The sequence below is a fragment of the Hungatella hominis genome, from assembly GCF_014288005.1.
Classification (GTDB): domain Bacteria; phylum Bacillota; class Clostridia; order Lachnospirales; family Lachnospiraceae; genus Hungatella; species Hungatella effluvii.
This window is the reverse complement of sequence record NZ_JACOPB010000024.1, coordinates 61,036-78,946: the sequence shown is the minus strand read 5'-3', so window position 1 is coordinate 78,946 and position 17,911 is coordinate 61,036. Positions and strand designations below refer to the sequence as shown.

Here is a 17,911-nt window from a genome sequence, read left to right as displayed (position 1 = left end):
AAGCATGCGATGCAAATCATGGCGGCGTTACCACTGAAAAGTGCCGGACTGCCTGGGAAACACGTTGTTTCCCGGCAGTCCAGCACTTTTGCGCTCTATTAAAGTTTACTTTTTATAAAAACAGTTTCCGCCCACAACCGTGTAGGAGGAGTAATTGTTATAATCGGCCCGTTTTGCAGAATTAAAGAATAGGTAATCGCCGATGTTGTTTGAGCCGGAGAGCGCTGCCTTCGTCGCTTTTAACGCTTCGGAGGAAGGTCCCTTTGCCAGGTATTTATCCAGAAGGCCCGACGTGGCGCCGGGAAACTGGCCGTCGGCGTAGATGACATCTGTTATGGAACTTCCCCAGCGTCCGGATTTCACCCGGTTGACGATGACGCTGGCCACGGCCAGCTGGCCGTCGTAGGAGTAGCTGCCTGATTCCATCATCACACAGGCCGCCATCAGATAGATTTCGTCGGAGGAAGCATTGATCACATACTTCGGCTTTTCTTCCTCTTTCTTTTTCTGCTCTTTATTTTCCGAGGCCTTTAGAGCGGCCTGCTCTGCTTCTATGCTGACTGCCTTGCCGGGAGTGAGACTCACCTTCGTGTACTGGCTGGAGACATAGCCGGATGTATCGGAGGACAGCTGAACCTTGATCCAGCCGTCGGACTCTTCGAGAACCGGATAGTAATCGTCTGCCGCGGCAAGCCCGATGATCGCCGCGTCGGTGGAAGGCGTCTCCCTCACATGCAGCGTCTGAGTCGTTACCCTGGCTGTGAACAGTCCAAGCTCTTTGGCCAGCGGCTTGATATCCTGGCCGAATACGAGATAATCGTTTTTCAGCCAGCCTTCCAGACCGCCGGAGCGGATCTTTGTCCAGCCGTCTTTCTTTTCTAAAACGGTGCCTCCGGCTCCCCGGTAGCATTTGCCGAGAACCTTGCTGTCGAGTGAAGGCTCAGCACGCAGATTGAGGACGTCGGTGACATTGGCGACAGCCTTGTTATCATATTCGGAGGCAGCAGGAGCGTGGGTTACCGGAACTTCTTTTCGCTCAATACCGACCTGGGGAACCGCAGCAACCGCTTTGACGTTTACGGAACCGCCGTCGGTGATAATACCTTCCTTTGCCGTTTCCGGCAGAGACTGGGTCAAGTGTCCCGGTGATGAAAACGCAGTAAGAGTAAAGGCTGCTGCAATGGCTGCCGCAGTGATTGCCACGGTGACTCGTGCGCAGCGCGTGCGAGTGATCGTTACGGTGCGGTTTCTCCGGGTATTTTTCCATGAATGCTTCATAAAAACCTCTGATTTTCTGTAAAATTATTTATTCTCATAAATGTTACAAAAATATTACAAAAAATACTATAACAATTTTTTGCATACTTGTCAAGTTTCGACACTATTTGCAAGCTTTCTCTGTGGCTGCACCTATTACAGATCCCCGGACCGGCCTATCGCCAGCCGCTGTCTCCTTTTGACGGTACAAGGATAAAGGAGACATACTGCTTGATAAATTTTCGCAAATATATTATGATTTGAGTAACACTACAGAAGAGGTAACAGGAGATGAGATGGTCAGAACGCGGTAAGAAGGAAATGCAGGGGATGCTGCTGCCAGTAATTGTGTGTGTTTTTTTTATTGCCAGCAGCCTTTTATTTCTTGTTCAGATGATTGTTAAGGGCGAGGAAGAGAACATTACGGATTTGTATAACGCGGCGAATCAGACCAGAACCGCCCTTTTAAAACAGATAGAAGGTGACTGGCAGACACTGGAGGGACTGTCCGTGAGTCTGCAGAGCCTGGCGAATATCCGGACGGATGAGCTCATGGAGATTTTGACGGATGTAAACGATAAGAATGCCTTTATCCGCATGGGATATGCGGATGCCTCAGGACAAGGGGAAATGGTTGATCTGGCTGGAAATATTGAGGTGATATCCATAGCGGGAGAAGCTTTTTTTCAAAGGGCGATGGCTGGGGAAAAGAGTATATCCACAACCTTCGAGGATTACAATGCGGCAGGAGGATACGTCAATTATTTCGCGACAAGAGTGTTAAACAGCGACGGAGAGACGGAAGGCGTCCTCTGCGCAGTCCATGCAACGAATGTATTAAGGGCGATTATCGATATGCCTCTTTTGAAAAATTCCGGCTATTCTGATATCCTGAATGAATCCGGTGATTTTGTAATAATCAGCAAACCCTCCATGGCTGAGACGGCTTTGTCGTCAAATCAGGAGGCGATCACGGAAAGAATCCGGGAGGAAGACAGCGGGAGCTTCACTGTAAAGGACGAAAAAGGAAGAAAATACATGGTGACTGTCCTTCCTCTGATTGAAGGACAGTGGTACCAGGTCAGTACGGTTCCGGTGGCGGTGCTTCGTTCCAGCTATATTGAGACTGCAAGAGGCATCATGGCGATTATTCTGGCGGCCTGTGTGCTGTTTATTTGGCTGATCAGCTCACAGAGGCGTATGGCGGCTGAGAATCAGAAGACCTTGATGAAGCTGGCTTACAGCGATTCCCTGACCGGTATGCGTAATTTTGACGGTTTTAAGAAGGACGCGGAGCAATTCCTGGCGGAGCAGGAGCTTTCCGCCTGCCTGATCTGGTACGCGGATTTTAAGAATTTTAAGTTTATCAATGACGTGCTGGGGTATGAGGAGGGCGACCGGCTGCTCTCCATGGTGGCGGAGTATTTAAGGATGGTGGAGAGTCCGGACTGTATGAGCTGCCGGATCGCCGCGGATAATTTTACCGGAATCGTGCGATGCAGGGAAGACGAAAGTCTGGCCCGGGGCCATAAGGAGATTCTGGATTATCTAAAACAGTCTGGTATGGAGGATTTTCCGTTTCTGGAGATTCCGCTGGGGGTCTACCGCCTGAAAGAGAGCGACCGGGGACAGACGGTGGATGTCCTGGTAAACTATGCCAATATGGCCCATAAAACAGCCAAGGAGAAAAACGGCAGCGCGTTTGTCTATTACGATGACAACATACGGAAGAAGACACTGGAGGATTCCACCCTGGAAGCGGAGGCGGAGCCCGCCATAAGAAATGGTGAATTCCGGCTTTACATGCAGCCCAAGGTGGACATACAGAACGGAAACCGGATCTGCGGCGCCGAGGTGCTGGTCCGCTGGCAGAATCCCCGTATGGGACTGATCCCGCCGGGACGGTTTATTCCGCTGTTTGAGAAGAGCGATCTCATCATTAAGCTGGACCGCTATATGTTTGAACAGGCCTGTATCTGGCTGAAATCGTATCTGGACGGGGGCGGAAGGCCGGTGAATATCGCGGTCAACGTGTCAAAGGTCGGAATCTTCCAGCCGGGCTTCGTGGAATACTATGTGGCTGTAAAGAAGAAATACGGAATTCCGCACCATATGCTGGAACTGGAATTTACGGAGAACATTCTTGCGGTGGATACCGAGCTGTTCTCCGATCTGGTTATAAAACTAAGAAAAGAAGGTTTTCTTTGCTCCCTGGATGACTTCGGTTCCGGCTACAGTTCCCTGAACTTATTAAAGGATCTGCCGGTCGACGCGCTGAAGCTGGATATCCTGTTTTTCCGGAAAAGCCGGGATGTGCGCCGGGAACGGATCGTGGTTTCCAATTTCATCAACATGGCAAAGCAGCTGAATATTACTACAATCGCAGAGGGCGTGGAGGAGGAAGACACCGTGGAATTTTTACAGAACGCAGACTGCGACGTGATCCAGGGTTACATATTTGCAAAACCCATGCCGAAGGAAGAATTTGAGGCGATGCTGGGCGGGACGGATCACCTGGCGATGAATCACAATGAGCAGGGCAATTGAGGCAGGGGCGCCGGTTTTCCACAGGCTGTATCATCCCATGACATCGCGTCCGTTCTTATCGGACGAATGCTACAGGGAATACAGGCCGTGTGAGTTGCTGCGCCCTTATATTTTATGTTATTGGACCATGGAAGACGAGGTCACGCCGGACAGGAGCGGGAGTAAAGCGAATGCACCTGTCCTGGTGATCCCGGATACGTGTGCCGATATTATTATCCGTATCAACCATACGAGACAGGAGATATCTGGATTTCTGTGCGGGATTCAGGATCAGCCGTTTCTTTCGGTTCCCCGCATCAGCGGTGATGAGGTCAGCTGTTTTGCCGTACGGTTCTATTTTTGGAGCGCCGGACTGTTTTTGAATTTAAACTACAGGGATACATCGAATGCAACGATCGGACTGGAGGAACTGGGCCGGGACTGGAGAATGCTTTTCGAACCTTTTTTCTATTTAAACAGGATAGAGGACCGGATTGCTCTTGTGGAGGAATTTTTGCTGAGAAAGCTGGTATCGATGGAGTGGAAGCCGGATCTGTACAATTCCGTACACCGGATTCTTGCCTCTTCGGGACGGATCTCTGTGAAAGAGATCTGCGAGTACAGCTGTGTCAGCCAGAGACAGATGGAGAGACTGTTTTTAAAAGAGGTGGGACTGCCGATCAAACGGATTGCCGGTATGGTGCGCTATCAGAACGTGTGGAGAGAGATGGTTTCCAGTAAAGAATTCAATATCCAGGACGCGGTTTACCGGTATGGTTACACCGATCAGGCTCATCTTTTGAAGGAATTCCGGCGCTTTCACGGGACGGCGCCCGAGGAGGCGAGGCGAATCGCGTGGCAGAACCGGTAGTGTGTCGTTTTTTTACAATACATTTTCGCCTTTCCCTGGTATAGTATCGGTTACAACACGGAAGGAGAGTAAGAATATGAAAGTAGTGAACAAAAACGACTATCAGGAGATCCGCACCTGGATTCACCGCAATGCAAGACAACTGGAGCTGTCCGTCTGGAATTATTTCTTCGAGAATGGGAGCCGGGAGGCTGTGATCGATGCGCTGTCATATTATCAGAATGAGGATGGAGGTTTTGGACATGCAGTGGAGCCGGATGGCTGGAACCCGGAATCATCTCCTTACGCCACGCTGGTGGTAACGGGAATCTTAAGACGAACGGGAGCCGCAGATGCTATGGGAGCCGGCCATCCCATGATGCAGGGCATTTTCCGCTATCTGGAAAGCGGTGCTGGACGCGATGAAAACGGCTGGATGTTCTCTGTTCCGTCCAATGACGGATGGCCCCACGCTCCCTGGTGGAGCTATGACGAGGCAGAGAATCAGCTTCAGAGCATGGGGATCACCGCGGGGCTGTGTGCATTTATCCTTCATTACGGAGAACCGGAGTCTGCGGTTTATCAGACTGCCCTGGAGCATACGGCAGGGATCCTTGGGAAAGCGGCTGCAGCGGAAGATTTCGGCGAGATGGGAGCCGGCGGAGTCTGCATGCTGCTGGGAGAAGTGATGATGAGCGGCTTAAACGCCTCTTTCCCCTGTGAAGGACTGATGGGGAAAATGGCGGAGGTCGTAAACCGTTCCATCGAGCGCGACACGGAAAAATGGGCGGGCTATACCCCGCGTCCGTCGGAGTTTATCTTGGGCCCGGACAGCCCGTTTTACAAGGGAAATGAAGATATCGTGGAAAAGGAACTGGAGTACCTCATCGATACGCGAAAGCCGGGAGGTGTGTGGGATATCACATGGACCTGGTTCGCGCTGGGAGAAAAGTACCCGAAGGAGTTTGCCGTCAGCGAGAACTGGTGGAAGGCGTCCAAGGCCATTGAGAAGCTGGGATTTTTAATGAGCTTTGGCAGAGTAAAAATAGAAGAGTAAGCGGTATTGCACCGGATACCCGATTACATGACCACGGCCGTGTTCCTGACTGAGAGGGAGCACGGCCGTATTATTTTGCGCAATGACTAAGAATGCATTGAGTTTTAAGCGTGGATTCAGTATAATATGAAATAGTGAACAGAAAAACTGAGCGGGTATGCAGACAGGGAAAGCGGGTAAATGCGGCGTGGGAGCAGAGACAGGGAAAGAACGGGAAGCGCGTATGAAAGAGGCGGAGCGTCTGGCTGGTTATATCATGCATAAGCATTACTGTGAGCATGATGTAGAGGCGGTTACGGCTCTTTTTTCAACGGAGTTTTCATGGCTTGGAGCAGGGGAAGAGGAGTATGTCACGGGCAGAGACGCCTGTGTGAAGCAGTTTATGAAATACAGGGGAGCCATCCCGAAGTGCAACATCGAGGATGAGGAGTATGAGGTCATCTGTCCGTCGGAAGGCTTTTACATAGTGTCAGGCCGGATGTGGATCGCTACAGATCCCAGCGCCGAGATGTATTTAAAGGTGCATCAGCGGGTAACCTTTGTGTTCCAGGAGACGGGGGAAGGGCTTAAGTGCAATCATATCCACTGCTCCAATCCATATCAGGAGATGATGGCCGGAGAGCATTTTCCGGAGAAAATAGGCCGGCAGTCCTACGACTACGTGCAGGAGCGCGTCTCGGCGCTGGAGGAAGAACTGAGACAGCAGAACCGGCAGATGGAGGTTATTATGTCCTCCATCGCGGGCGGATTAAAGATCAGCAACGACGACGACACCTACTCCTTTGCCTTTGTCAGCAGGGAGGCGGCGGCCCTCTTTGGGTATACGGTGGAAGGGTTTATGGAGGCTACTGGGGGCAATGCGGTGGGGAACGTCTATCCGCCGGATCTGCCGAAGGCGCTCTCAGACTGCGCGGAGGCGTTTCGAGATGGCGGTCTTACCTATTCCACCCGGTATCGGGTGCGCTGCAGGGATGGAAGCCTGAAGTGGGTGATTGACAGCGGAAAGAAGTGCCAGGATACGTCAGGCAGATGGATGGTCAACAGCCTTTATCTGGACATTACGCGTTCGGAGGAGGATGCCGAGCGGATCAGGGAGCAGGCACAGCTGCTCTCCAGTATTTACGACACGGTTCCCTGCGGAATCATCCGTTTTGTACGGAAGCATGACGGCGGTTACCGCCTTGTCTCTTTAAATAAAGCGGTTTTATCGCTGATGGGATACGGGACGATGGATGAAGGGCTTAAGGACTGGCGGGACGGTACGCTGGGCGCGGTTCTGGAGGAGGACCGCCTTCTTCTGCGTGCCGCGTATGACAGCCTTAAGCAGGTTGGAGACCGGAGAGACAGCGAATACCGCGTAGGCTGGAAGGACGGTTCTGTCCGCTGGATGGAAGGAAGCAGCATGATCGTTGGCTTCACAGCTGCCGGGGAGGCCATTCTCCAGCGTACGGTGGTGGACATTACCCAGAGAAAGGCTTTAAAAGAGCGGCTGGACCGGGAACAGGAGATGTACCGGGTGTCCATGGAAGCGAGTTCTGCGATCATGTTTGAGTATCTGATGGATTCGGATACCTTTATCAGCTATGAACCCAGGGCAGGACAGGGAATTCTGCGCAACGAGCTGAAAAACTACTCAAAGATTCTTCTTGACCAGCAGATCGTACATCCGGACGATGTCCCGACCGTTCTGGATAATATCTGCCGCGGCCGTTCCGAGGTGTTCGAGGTGCGCTGTTCCACTCCGGATGGAGTGAGGGGACAGTATACCTGGTTCCGGGCAGACAGCAGACTGATGGAGGAGAACGGCCGACCGTACCGGGTGGTCGGCGCGCTCCACAACATCCATAAGATGAAAGCAAAGCTGTCGGAGAACAGTGAGCGCCTGCATATGAGCCAGTCAGCATTCCAGGCGATCGGCGGTGTGTATGTCAGCATTTATTACGTGGATTTAGAGACAGACAGCTACTACGCGGTCCGTCTTCCGGAAGCGGGCCGGGGAGCGCCTCCGCCCAGGAACGGCGGCTATACCGGCGGCCTGCGGGGCTATATCCTGGATTCTGTCAGGCCGGAGGATAAACACCGGGTGGCGGAGCTGTGCAGCAGGGAGCAGATTGAACGGGTACTGTCGGAGCAGAACGTCCATATCGAGACGGAATTCCGCCATTACCGGTCAGCGGAGTGGCTGAGGCTGGAGATTCATCAGGTTGCTGTAAAGGACGGAAAGCCCAGGACGGTAATCCTGGCGATCCGTGATATCAATAAAGAGAAGCAGAGAGAGCTGGAATATTACGAAGAGGAAAAGAGGGCCAAGCAGGCGCTGGAAGAAGCCTATGAGTCCGTGAACCAGGCCAATCAGGCGAAGTCGGAATTCCTGTCCCGGATGAGCCACGATATCCGGACACCCATGAACGCCATTCTGGGTATGACCGTGATCGCGGAGAACAGCCTGCAGAACACGGAGAAGATAAAGGACTGCCTCTCCAAGATCAGCCTTTCGGGAGCCCATCTTCTGGAACTGATCAACGAGGTTCTGGATATGTCGAAAATCGAATCCGGCAAGATGAGCCTCAGCGAAGAGGTGATTCACTTAGATAAACTGGTCGGCGAGGTGGCCCAGATCATACGTCCGGAGGCCGAAAACCGAAAGCAGAAGTACGAAGCGCAGATTCGGGAGCTGGATCATGGAACTGTCTGCGGGGATGCGGTGCGGATCAAGCAGATATTGATCAATCTGCTGTCCAATGCTGTCAAATACACGCCTGTGGGCGGCCGGATCGGCCTGAGCCTGGACGAAAAGCTGTCCAGCGAGAGCGGTGTGGGCTGTTTTGAATTTACCGTGGAAGATAACGGAATCGGAATGGCGCCGGAATTTATAGACAGGCTGTTTATGCCCTTTGAGCGGGCGGAGGACCCGAGAGTCTCCCGTATCCAGGGAACCGGGCTGGGACTGGCCATCACGCGGAACCTCGTCTCCATGATGAACGGTACCATACAGGTGGAGAGCCGGATGGACGTCGGAACGAAGTTCGTCGTCACTATTTACTTAAAGCTGGCGGGAGACGGCGAGACATTCCGCCCGGAGCCGCCCATAGATGCCTTTCCGGTAAAGAAGCAGTTTAAGCCGGGGCTTCGCGTGCTGCTTGCGGAGGACAACGAGCTTAACCGGGAAATCGTGGAAGAGCTGTTGGCATTATCCGGGATCACAGTGGAAAGCGCCTGCAACGGACAGGAGGCCGTAGATTTATTCTGTGCGTCGCCTCCCGGCACGTACGGCCTGATTCTGATGGATATCCAGATGCCGGTTCTGGGCGGATACGGCGCCGCCAGGGCGATCCGCAGACTGGGCCGGACCGGGGAGAGACCCGACGCGGCGGAGATCCCAATTATCGCGCTTACGGCAAATGCATTTGCCGATGATGCATACCAGGCGCGGATTGCGGGAATGAATGAACATGTGGCGAAGCCGCTGGAGATCAACCGGCTTCTTGAAATTATGAGCCGCTGGGTAAAGTGAGCGGCAGACATACTGTGAAATCGGAGGGAAAATATGAAATATTATATGGTGGAAGGAATCATACTGGACGCCGGGAAGATGGATGACGCGATTATGAAGGAACACATGGCCTATACGCAGAAGGCCATGGACAGCGGCATGATATTCTTATCGGGGCTTAAGACGGACATGAGCGGCGGCATATTTCTCATGAAGGCGGAGAAGCCGGAGGAGATAGAGTCATATCTGGCCGCGGAACCTTTTAAACGGAATGGGATACAGGATTACAGATGGGCGGAGTTTGACATCCATTATATCCATCCGCAGCCGGATCAATGGTTCGAAAAGTAATATACTGCCGGTAATCAGACAGGAGGATGAAGCATGAAAAAAGCCATCACGTTCAGATTGTGCGTCGTGATCATCACCGCCATGGTGATGATGGCTCTTCTCGGATACTATCTGCTGACGAAGTCGGCAAAAGAAGCGATGAGAACGAATTCAGAGATCCGGTTCAACCAGGTTTCGGAGGTCCTTAAGAAAAATGACACTGAGATCGCGGAGCTGCGGGAGAATCTGAAGGAGGACTATTTCATCCGGGCAAAAGCGGCGGCGTATATCGTACAGAACCAGCCGGACGTGGTGGGAGACTTAGAGGAAATGCGAAAGATCGCCTCACTGCTCCAGGTTGATGAACTTCATCTGTTTGACATGGAGGGCCGCCTTTATGCCGGTTCCGAGCCGAAATATTACGATTATACGTTTCATTCGGGGGAACAGATGCAGTTCTTTCTTCCGATGCTTGACGACGACAGCCTTCAGCTCTGCCAGGACGTGACGCCCAATACCGCGGAAGGCAAGATGATGCAGTACGTTGCGGTATGGAGGGAGGATCACGGAGGAATCGTCCAGATCGGCATGGAGCCGGCCCGCCTGATGGCCGCCATGGAAAAGAATGAACTCTCTTACGTATTTTCCATGATGACGACCGAGAGAGGCGTCACTATATTCGCGGCTGATCAGGACACGGGGACGATTATCGGAGCTACGGGAGGTATTCTGGTGGGTACTCCGCTGGCATCCCTCGGACTCTCTCTGCCTGAAGACATCGGAGAAGGCACCCTCTATAGCAGGGAGATAGTTCTTGACGGGCAGAAGAATTACTGCATGATGGAGATGACGGACGGTATTTTGGTAGGCGTCAGCGCTACATACGAGAAGCTCTACGAAAACGTTCCGGGCAATATGATGCTGATAATTTTCAGCCTCTGCGTGCTCTCTTTTGTCACCGTGTTCCTGATCCTTAAGATGCTGGATACCTTTATTTTAAACGATATTTACGGGACGATAGACGGAACGCAGAAGATTGCCGCCGGTAATCTCGACTACAGGCTGGAGATTGATCACACGCCGGAATTCAAGGAACTGAGCGCCAATATCAACCGCATGGTCGGCAGCCTTCTGGAGGCGACAGGAAAGCTGTCCCTGGTTTTCCAGAACGTCGATATTCCGATTGCAGTTTACGAGTACAATCAGGATATGAAGCGCGTGCTGGCGACGAAAAAGCTGGGAGAGATTCTGATGATACCGGAGGAGGAGTTTTCTGCCGTCCTTGCGGACAGGGCGCTTTTCGTGGAAAAGATTAGGGAGATCCGTTCCGAGCCGCTGAAGGAAGAGAAGGAAATCTGCTGTCTGAACGGAGAGGAACGCCGTTACGTGAGGATCAAGACGTACGAAGGGGAAGGGAAGACGCTGGGGATCGTCATCGACGTAACGGAGGCAATCGTGGAAAAACAGCAGATCGAGCAGGAACGCGATATCGACCTGCTTACCGGTCTCCTGACGCGGCGGGCATTTTTCCGCACGGCAGACCAGCTGTTTACAGATCCAAACCGGCTGAAGACGGCAATGCTTCTGATGATGGATTTAGATAATCTGAAGCATGTCAACGATTCCTGGGGCCACGAATACGGCGATAAGCTTCTGAAGACCGCTGCGGATCTGTTTGCCGGTCTCAAGGCTCCCGAAAAGCTGGCGGCGCGGCTCAGCGGAGATGAGTTTGTTCTGCTGATCTACGGCGCGGAGGAGAAAGAGGAGTTGTACGCGTGCATGGAGCGGCTGGAACAGAGTATAAGAGAGGCCAGAATTACGCTGCCCTCCGGCGAGGAGGCTGAGGTGAGCGTATCAGGCGGGTATCTGATCTATCCCGAGGTCTGCGCTGACTGTACAGAGATGCTTCATCTGGCGGACCAGGCGATGTACCGGGTGAAGAAGAGTGGAAAGGGACGGTTTGAGAAGTATGGCGGGCCCCAGAAATAAAAATCAGGAGGCAATAATATGGCAATGTATGAAATCTATTTCAGCCCTACCGGAGGGACGAAGAAGGTCGCAGAGATCATAGGAAGCGCGTGGGCGTGTGAAGCAGAGATGGTTGATCTGATGAATCAGGCACTGCAGCCGGAACAATACGCCTTCTCAGCGGATGACATCTGCATCGTGGCAGTCCCGTCGTTCGGCGGCAGAGTGCCGGTAACGGCGGTGGAACGTTTGAAAAAAATGGCGGGCAACAGAGCGAGAGCGGTTCTGGTGGCCGTTTATGGAAACAGGGAATTCGAAGATACGCTGATGGAATTAAAAGACGTGCTGTCGGAGGCTGGTTTTCGCTGTTTGGCAGCCGCAGCGGCTGTGGCAGAGCATTCGATCATTCGTAAGTTCGGCGCCGGTAGGCCGGATGAGGAAGACTGCCGGGAACTGAAAGAGTTTTCGGAACGGATCAAACGCCATCTGGAGGAAAACGGAGACGGCGAGGTATCAGTGCCTGGCGGCCATCCGTACAGAGAATATCACGGCGTTCCGATGAAACCGAAGGCGGACAAGGACTGCATCAAATGCGGAAAGTGCGCCGCAGAATGTCCGGTCCAGGCGATCCCGAAGGATAATCCGTCATCTCTGGACAAGGAACGCTGCATCTCCTGTATGCACTGTATCGCCATATGTCCGGAGCAGGCGCGCCACAATGATAAGGTAGTGCTGTTTGCCGCGGAACAAAAGATGAAAAAGGCCTGCAGCGGCCGCAAAGCGAACACCCTGTATCTGTAAAAATGATTTCCAGTCTTTTCCTGACAATTTCCAGCCATCCTGTGTTATTATATTTTTGTAACAGAAATGTAATAATTATGTAACAATATCAGGAGGTATTAAACATGAAGAGACTAACCGCATACGCACTGACCGCAGCAGCGGCACTGGCAACGGCCGGCACCATCCCGTCGACGGCAAATGCAGCCGTTAATACATATAATTTTTCCGCAGGCGGCGGAAGAGTTATCATGGTGACTGGGAATAACCGGATGGATTTCAATAATATCTTAAACCAGATTCCCGGAGTAAACTTCTCCCCGGACTGCCAGCCTGTATTCCCGAATTACCCGGGCGATATGCTGCCGGACAACAGCCTGCCGATGCCGGAACTGCCGTCACCGGATTACCCCATGCCGGATTTCCCGGACAACAGTCTGCCGACACCAGAACTGCCGTCACCGGAGCTTCCGGACAACAGCCTGCCAACACCGGAGCTTCCGGACAACAGCCTTCCGACACCAGATCAGCCGTCCGATGAAAATCAGGATGAGGCCGTGGGCGCAGTACTGAAGCTTGTTAATGAAGAACGTGCCAAAGCAGGCCTTCCGGCGCTGACCCTTCATGCAGGCGCGACCCGTGCGGCACAGCAGAGAGCAGGAGAGATCGAGACCTCCTTTTCTCACACAAGACCGGATGGAAGCAACTTTACCACGGCACTGACCGCAGCTGGTGTGAGCTATAGAGCAGCCGGTGAGAATATTGCCTACGGCCAGAAATCAGCGAAGCAGGTTATGCAGGATTGGATGAACAGCGCAGGACACAGAGCTAATATTATGAATGCAAATTACAGCTCAATCGGAATCGGCCATTATAAGAACGCGGCCGGCGTTGATTACTGGACCCAGCTTTTTATCAACTAAATATTACTGAGGATATTTCGGATACATAAAGGGATGAATAAAAGTATTTCATAAAAAGCGGAAGATTTTACACTCTACAGCGTAAAATCTTCCGCTTTTTTCCTTCAATAACGTTATTTCAAAGCCCTGCGCCCGCCTGAAAATGGTATTTCACAATCCCGAGATCCAGATTGCGGTACTTGCCTTCCTTTGCCTCATATTTTACAGTCTCCCCGTCCAGTATAATCAGAAAGTTCTGCTTATTCATGGCGGTTGGTGCGAGGAGGGCGGCTTCCATGCCTTTCCGGAACCATTCCGGCATCTCTCCGTCCGCCTTGCAAAGCTGCGGCATTGGTTTTGATTTGTGAGGGACGCCCTGGGTATCTCCGTATCCAAGCGCCAGCACGCATACAAGCTTATGATTCTGCTTGACGACTGCCTTGCATAGCTTTTTCTTATAGGTGACCGCCACCCAGCAGGTATTCAGTCCCAGCTGCTGCGCCCGCAGAGCGATCCGTTCTCCGTAGTATCCCAGCTTTTCTTCCAGATCATGGCCGGAGGGACCTATGAGTGCAATGTAGTTTGAGACACCGCGGAAGCCACCGTAATGAGCCATCAGTCCCTTGAAGACGCTGCTGTCATTTGTGATCAGCTGTATGGAAAGATCGCCTTCGCGGTTGCATTTCTCAATTTCTTCCTTCAGTGTCAGGACCGTGGCAGCGTCTATTTCCCTTGCCTGATAGCTTCTGACCGAGTGCCGGTTTTTTATCGCTTCCTGGATTGTCATGTTTTGTCTCCTTTTTCATTATGATAAAATTATTTTTTCGTACAGAAGCTTTTTGGTGAGAGCGCCCCAGTCTCCGTTATAGTGAAATCCCTTCATATTTGCCATGGCGGCCAGTCCGTGTGCGGTGGCCCACATAACGATTAAATTGTCCCTGTGCTTTTCTTTTTCCACGTGATTATATTCCATGCACAGCAGTCCTATTTCCTTGAAAAGGTGAAATGGTTCAAAGTCTCCGTCAAAGGTATCCTCTGTCAAATCAATCCTGTAATCTCCGCTGTCATAGATGAAGGTAAAATAGTGGGGATTGTCCGCAAAGAATTCTACATAAGCGATTCCCATGTTGATGGCGGCGCCCGCGGGATCATCCTTATCCGTGCCCGCGATCAGCGCATCACAGAATTTCCTTGTGACATAGTTTTTCATCTCGCGCATCAGTTCATCGACATCAGCATAGTGGTTATAGCAGGCAGTGGGAGAGACCCCAAGTCTTTTAGCCAGCTTCCGCAGCGAGAAATTCCCCTTTCCTTCCTCGTGAATCAGCGCCAGCCCTTCTTCAATCAGCTCTGTCTGCAGATTTCCGTGATGGTATGGTTTTTCTTTCATAATTCAGCCTTTCTGAAGTGTTTTACTCTTAAATAAACGAATTCTACAAACGATATTAACACATGATAATATTATGTTGACACCTGTTAATATAATATTATCATATATATTAACAGGTGTCAACATTGAACGCTCTCCAATCCTGGGCCTCTGACGATAAAACAGGCTGGGAAATTATATTCCCAGCCTGTCTTCAGCCTCTTTTTCCGAGTAAAATACCGTCTTCCCGATTTGTCCGGAAGCGATCACGTAAAGTCCCTCGCATGCTCCATAACTGTCAATGCTGAATGTGAATCCCCCGTTTTCCGGTGTCACGTCGATCACCCGTCCAGAGTGAACCGCATCCTCGTCCAGGTAATAGACCACAGTTCCTTCTTCGATCATATGTGTCCTCCTTACCGTCGAAAGTGGTTGAAAGCCAACCGCAATTCGATTAAAATGAAATATAGAATCAGAGTTGTTATAACTGTAATTATATGTATTACAGTTATAGATGTCAAGTCCAAATTGTGAACCACCACAGCATCTGTTGTAAATTTGTATTGGAGGAATGAAATATGAGAAAATGCAAGATCACCGTTTTAAAGACAACACTGGATGAGGAGCTGGCGAAAGAGTACGGAGCACCGGGATTACAGGCATGTCCCATGCTGAAGGCGGGACAGATTTTCTTTGCTGATTATGCGAAACCGGAGGGCTTCTGTGATGAAGCGTGGAAGGCGATTTACCAGTATGTGTTCGCGCTTTCCCACGGCACCGGAGAAGAGTTATTCTATTACGGTGACTGGATCAGAAAGCCCGGGGTCGCCATATGCAGCTGCAACGACGGACTGCGCCCTGTGATTTTTAAGATAGAAGCAACCGAGGAAGAATCCAGAATGGATTACAAACCCGTGGTACGGGAATAAAGGAAGAAGAGGGGAAATACATATGAACTACAGAAAACTGGGAAAAACGGGACTTATGGTCAGCGAGATCGGTCTGGGCGGCGAGTGGCTGGAACGCCATAATGCAGACGAGGTAAAGGCGGTCATCGACTGCTGCGAGGAGGCAGGGATCAATATTCTGGACTGCTGGATGGCCGAACCGAATGTTCGATCCAATATCGGAGCGGCGCTCTCGGGCAGACGGGACCGCTGGATTATTCAGGGCCATATCGGTTCCACGTGGCAGGATGGACAGTATGTCAGAACCCGTGATTTAGAAAAGGTAAAATCGGCGTTTCAAGACCTGCTGGACCGCATGCGCACAGATTATATCGATCTGGGAATGATTCATTTCGTGGATGAGGCCGCAGAGTTTCAGTCGATCATGAATGGAGAATTCATGGAATATGTCAGGGGGCTGAAGGAGCAGGGGATTATCCGGCATATCGGCATGAGCACCCATAATCCGGCGGTGGCGAAGATGGGAGCGCTGTGCGGTGAGATCGAGATGATTCTCTTCAGCATCAATCCGGCGTTTGATATGCTTCCCGCCAGCGAGAACATAGAGGATTATTTTAAGGAGCGGTACGAAGAGGAATTGGGCGGTATTGCGCCGGAGAGGGCAGAGCTGTACCGGATCTGCGAACAGGAAGAGGTTGGCATTACCGTCATGAAGGGGTATGCCGGCGGCCGGCTGTTCTCGGCGGAGGCGTCTCCCTTCGGCGTGGCGCTGACACCGGTTCAGTGTCTCCACTATGCGCTGACCAGACCCGCTGTGGCCAGCGTCATGGTGGGATACGATACCCCGGAACACGTGGCGGCCGCGGTGGCATACGAGAGCGCGTCAGAAGAAGAAAAAGATTACGCGACCGTGCTTGCAGGGGCGCCTCACCACGCATACGCCGGCCAGTGTACGTACTGCGGCCACTGTGCGCCATGTCCGGCGTCCATCGATATCGCCATGGTAAATAAGCTTTACGATCTGGCGGTCATGCAGAATGAGGTCCCGGCCTCCCTGCGGGCACATTATGACGGACTGTCTGCGGGAGCGGCCGACTGCATCGGATGCGGAAGCTGTGAGACGCGGTGTCCCTTTGGCGTCCATGTGGTGGAACGGATGGGGCAGGCGAAAGCGTTATTTTCCTGACGGCAGTTCCGCTGCCGGTTCGCCATCCACACGGTTCATGCAGTCCAGCGAGTACATGCGTTTAAACTCCGTGGGGGTACACCCTTTCAGCTGTTTAAACATGCGGATGAAGGCCGAAAGGCTGGAGAAGCCCGACTGGAGTGCCACCTCCGTTACGGAGTATTCCGGATTGATCAGGAGCTGCTCCGCGTGGGAGATTCGTTTTTTGTTTAAGTAGCGGTAGAAGGAGGTATGTGTGAAATCCTTAAAAAGCCGGGTGAAGTGGTATTTGCTGAAGCCCGCGATACCGGCGATGGTTTCCAGGGATAAGTCCTCCGTACAGTGCTCATTGATATAGTTGCAGACGTAAAGAAAGCGTTCCGCGTATTTGGCGGACTGGGGACCCAGCGTGCCCATGGAGGCGGACGGGGAGATGGCGTATCGTCCAAGAAGCCCCAGCAGCTCGATGAGCGCGCCATAAAGAAGCATATCGTAAAAGGACCGGGAGCCGGCGTATTCCTCTTCCATGAAGGAGAGGAGTTTGCCGGTCTTTCTGTACAGATCAGGCTCTCCCTTAGGCGTGATAGTGGTTACCGGCGCCAGCAGGGCGAGCATGGTCTCTAAGTTGGAGACCCCTCCTAAAAATGATAAATCCGCCAGATAGATGGTCCGGCTGCCTGTTTCCGGCGCGTAAAGCGCATGTATGGTGCCAGGACGGATGATGGCAATATCCCCCTCCTTTAGCTGGTAGGTCTGGTCATCCACCACGATCCTATACCAGTTTTCCTTCGCATGTATGATTTCCATCGGAGTGTGCCAGTGATCCGGAAAATTTTCACAAATACTCATGTCACTGATTCGCATCCGGAGATTTTCACGAAATGTGACCGTCTCGAAGATGCCGTCAAGATGTTCAATCATTGGTAATCCCCTTTCGTTCCCTTTCCATGCTTCGCGTGTATCCAAAGCACTCTGAAAACAGCTTTCTGCCGATGTAATCCCAGTAGTGAAAACAGTTGTGACGGTAAAACTCATTCCAGTAGCTGATCATCCGGTCATGGCTCAGCAGAAACGAATTCATGTTAAGGCGGCAGAATGATTTCATCCGGTCTGTATTTTTTCCTGCCATTTCATGGTAGATCAGCTCCAGAATTTCGGCTACATACTCATCCGAAAGCTTTAAGATATATGGAAAACACCAGTCCGGCCTTAACCTTTGCCGCAGTCGCCGGATGGACGTACCGGCATGGCTGTCTGGCTCATTGCCTGCGGAAATAAAAATATGTCTGAAAGCGAAAACAGCGGA

General features: G+C 51.9%; 16 protein-coding genes. 10 read left to right on the top strand and 6 right to left on the bottom strand.

Translation table 11 applies throughout. The annotated features are described in order from the left end of the window. Window positions 1-105: 105 nt before the first annotated feature. Entirely contained in the window at window positions 106-1,278 is a 1,173-nt protein-coding gene (locus tag H8S75_RS29255; protein WP_187024527.1) for an SH3 domain-containing protein, read from the bottom strand. 270 nt (window positions 1,279-1,548) lie between these two features. On the opposite strand from H8S75_RS29255, the gene H8S75_RS29250 reads away from it, so the two are divergent. From H8S75_RS29250 to H8S75_RS29215, 8 genes are all read left to right on the top strand, one after another. Continuing rightward, complete coding sequence (locus H8S75_RS29250) at window positions 1,549-3,804, top strand: bifunctional diguanylate cyclase/phosphodiesterase (protein WP_187024526.1); 2,256 nt, start codon at window positions 1,549-1,551, stop codon at window positions 3,802-3,804. After that, on the top strand, window positions 3,788-4,654 hold the full coding sequence (locus H8S75_RS29245; protein ID WP_243270512.1) for a helix-turn-helix domain-containing protein: 867 nt from the start codon (window positions 3,788-3,790) through the stop codon (window positions 4,652-4,654). The genes H8S75_RS29250 and H8S75_RS29245 overlap by 17 nt, the downstream gene beginning before the upstream one ends. Window positions 4,655-4,730: 76 nt before the next feature. Then, complete coding sequence (locus H8S75_RS29240; protein WP_187024525.1) at window positions 4,731-5,690, top strand: hypothetical protein; 960 nt, start codon at window positions 4,731-4,733, stop codon at window positions 5,688-5,690. A gap of 157 nt (window positions 5,691-5,847) precedes the next feature. Beyond that, window positions 5,848-9,204, top strand: a complete 3,357-nt coding sequence (locus tag H8S75_RS29235; RefSeq protein WP_349769012.1) for a hybrid sensor histidine kinase/response regulator — start codon at window positions 5,848-5,850, stop codon at window positions 9,202-9,204. Between the two features lie 33 nt (window positions 9,205-9,237). Next, window positions 9,238-9,534: a YciI family protein gene (locus H8S75_RS29230; RefSeq protein ID WP_187024524.1), complete on the top strand. Its 297-nt coding sequence runs from the start codon at window positions 9,238-9,240 to the stop codon at window positions 9,532-9,534. A 33-nt stretch (window positions 9,535-9,567) separates the two neighbouring features. Beyond that, window positions 9,568-11,502 (top strand): sensor domain-containing diguanylate cyclase, encoded by a 1,935-nt coding sequence (locus H8S75_RS29225; RefSeq protein WP_187024523.1) that lies wholly within the window; start codon window positions 9,568-9,570, stop codon window positions 11,500-11,502. Window positions 11,503-11,520: 18 nt separating this feature from the next. Next, window positions 11,521-12,282 carry an EFR1 family ferrodoxin gene (locus H8S75_RS29220; protein WP_187024522.1) on the top strand — a complete coding sequence of 254 codons (762 nt, stop codon included), beginning with the start codon at window positions 11,521-11,523 and terminating at the stop codon, window positions 12,280-12,282. Between the two features lie 104 nt (window positions 12,283-12,386). After that, entirely contained in the window at window positions 12,387-13,184 is a 798-nt protein-coding gene (locus H8S75_RS29215; RefSeq protein WP_187024521.1) for a CAP domain-containing protein, read from the top strand. 118 nt (window positions 13,185-13,302) lie between these two features. On the opposite strand, the gene H8S75_RS29210 is transcribed toward H8S75_RS29215, so the two are convergent. From H8S75_RS29210 to H8S75_RS29200, 3 genes are all read right to left on the bottom strand, one after another. Continuing rightward, window positions 13,303-13,950, bottom strand: a complete 648-nt coding sequence (locus H8S75_RS29210) for a nitroreductase family protein (RefSeq protein ID WP_187024520.1) — start codon at window positions 13,948-13,950, stop codon at window positions 13,303-13,305. An 18-nt stretch (window positions 13,951-13,968) separates the two neighbouring features. Continuing rightward, a complete protein-coding gene (locus H8S75_RS29205; RefSeq protein ID WP_117623486.1) occupies window positions 13,969-14,553 on the bottom strand; it encodes a TetR/AcrR family transcriptional regulator in 585 nt (194 codons plus the stop codon). A gap of 174 nt (window positions 14,554-14,727) precedes the next feature. After that, complete coding sequence (locus H8S75_RS29200; protein WP_187024519.1) at window positions 14,728-14,937, bottom strand: hypothetical protein; 210 nt, start codon at window positions 14,935-14,937, stop codon at window positions 14,728-14,730. Between the two features lie 173 nt (window positions 14,938-15,110). Between H8S75_RS29200 and H8S75_RS29195 the strand changes: the two genes are divergently transcribed. Next, window positions 15,111-15,461, top strand: coding sequence for a TIGR04076 family protein (locus tag H8S75_RS29195; RefSeq protein ID WP_187024518.1), 351 nt, complete (start codon window positions 15,111-15,113; stop codon window positions 15,459-15,461). Window positions 15,462-15,483: 22 nt separating this feature from the next. After that, window positions 15,484-16,626 carry an aldo/keto reductase gene (locus H8S75_RS29190; RefSeq protein ID WP_187024517.1) on the top strand — a complete coding sequence of 381 codons (1,143 nt, stop codon included), beginning with the start codon at window positions 15,484-15,486 and terminating at the stop codon, window positions 16,624-16,626. On the opposite strand, the gene H8S75_RS29185 is transcribed toward H8S75_RS29190, so the two are convergent. Then, window positions 16,615-17,526, bottom strand: coding sequence for an AraC family transcriptional regulator (locus H8S75_RS29185; protein WP_187024516.1), 912 nt, complete (start codon window positions 17,524-17,526; stop codon window positions 16,615-16,617). The two genes, H8S75_RS29190 and H8S75_RS29185, sit on opposite strands and share 12 nt — an antisense overlap. Next, window positions 17,519-17,734 (bottom strand): hypothetical protein, encoded by a 216-nt coding sequence (locus H8S75_RS29180; protein ID WP_187024515.1) that lies wholly within the window; start codon window positions 17,732-17,734, stop codon window positions 17,519-17,521. Before H8S75_RS29180 ends, H8S75_RS29185 begins: the two co-directional genes overlap by 8 nt. Window positions 17,735-17,911 lie beyond the last annotated feature (177 nt).

Coding starts and splice junctions, on each gene's coding strand:
- H8S75_RS29180 (WP_187024515.1), bottom strand. CDS start 17,734: ATGGCAGGAAAAAATACAGACCGGATGAAATCATTCTGCCGCCTTAAC.
- H8S75_RS29215 (WP_187024521.1), top strand. CDS start 12,387: ATGAAGAGACTAACCGCATACGCACTGACCGCAGCAGCGGCACTGGCA.
- H8S75_RS29255 (WP_187024527.1), bottom strand. CDS start 1,278: ATGAAGCATTCATGGAAAAATACCCGGAGAAACCGCACCGTAACGATC.
- H8S75_RS29230 (WP_187024524.1), top strand. CDS start 9,238: ATGAAATATTATATGGTGGAAGGAATCATACTGGACGCCGGGAAGATG.
- H8S75_RS29195 (WP_187024518.1), top strand. CDS start 15,111: ATGAGAAAATGCAAGATCACCGTTTTAAAGACAACACTGGATGAGGAG.
- H8S75_RS29190 (WP_187024517.1), top strand. CDS start 15,484: ATGAACTACAGAAAACTGGGAAAAACGGGACTTATGGTCAGCGAGATC.
- H8S75_RS29185 (WP_187024516.1), bottom strand. CDS start 17,526: ATGATTGAACATCTTGACGGCATCTTCGAGACGGTCACATTTCGTGAA.
- H8S75_RS29205 (WP_117623486.1), bottom strand. CDS start 14,553: ATGAAAGAAAAACCATACCATCACGGAAATCTGCAGACAGAGCTGATT.
- H8S75_RS29240 (WP_187024525.1), top strand. CDS start 4,731: ATGAAAGTAGTGAACAAAAACGACTATCAGGAGATCCGCACCTGGATT.
- H8S75_RS29225 (WP_187024523.1), top strand. CDS start 9,568: ATGAAAAAAGCCATCACGTTCAGATTGTGCGTCGTGATCATCACCGCC.
- H8S75_RS29210 (WP_187024520.1), bottom strand. CDS start 13,950: ATGACAATCCAGGAAGCGATAAAAAACCGGCACTCGGTCAGAAGCTAT.
- H8S75_RS29245 (WP_243270512.1), top strand. CDS start 3,788: ATGAGCAGGGCAATTGAGGCAGGGGCGCCGGTTTTCCACAGGCTGTAT.
- H8S75_RS29200 (WP_187024519.1), bottom strand. CDS start 14,937: ATGATCGAAGAAGGAACTGTGGTCTATTACCTGGACGAGGATGCGGTT.
- H8S75_RS29235 (WP_349769012.1), top strand. CDS start 5,848: ATGCAGACAGGGAAAGCGGGTAAATGCGGCGTGGGAGCAGAGACAGGG.
- H8S75_RS29250 (WP_187024526.1), top strand. CDS start 1,549: ATGAGATGGTCAGAACGCGGTAAGAAGGAAATGCAGGGGATGCTGCTG.
- H8S75_RS29220 (WP_187024522.1), top strand. CDS start 11,521: ATGGCAATGTATGAAATCTATTTCAGCCCTACCGGAGGGACGAAGAAG.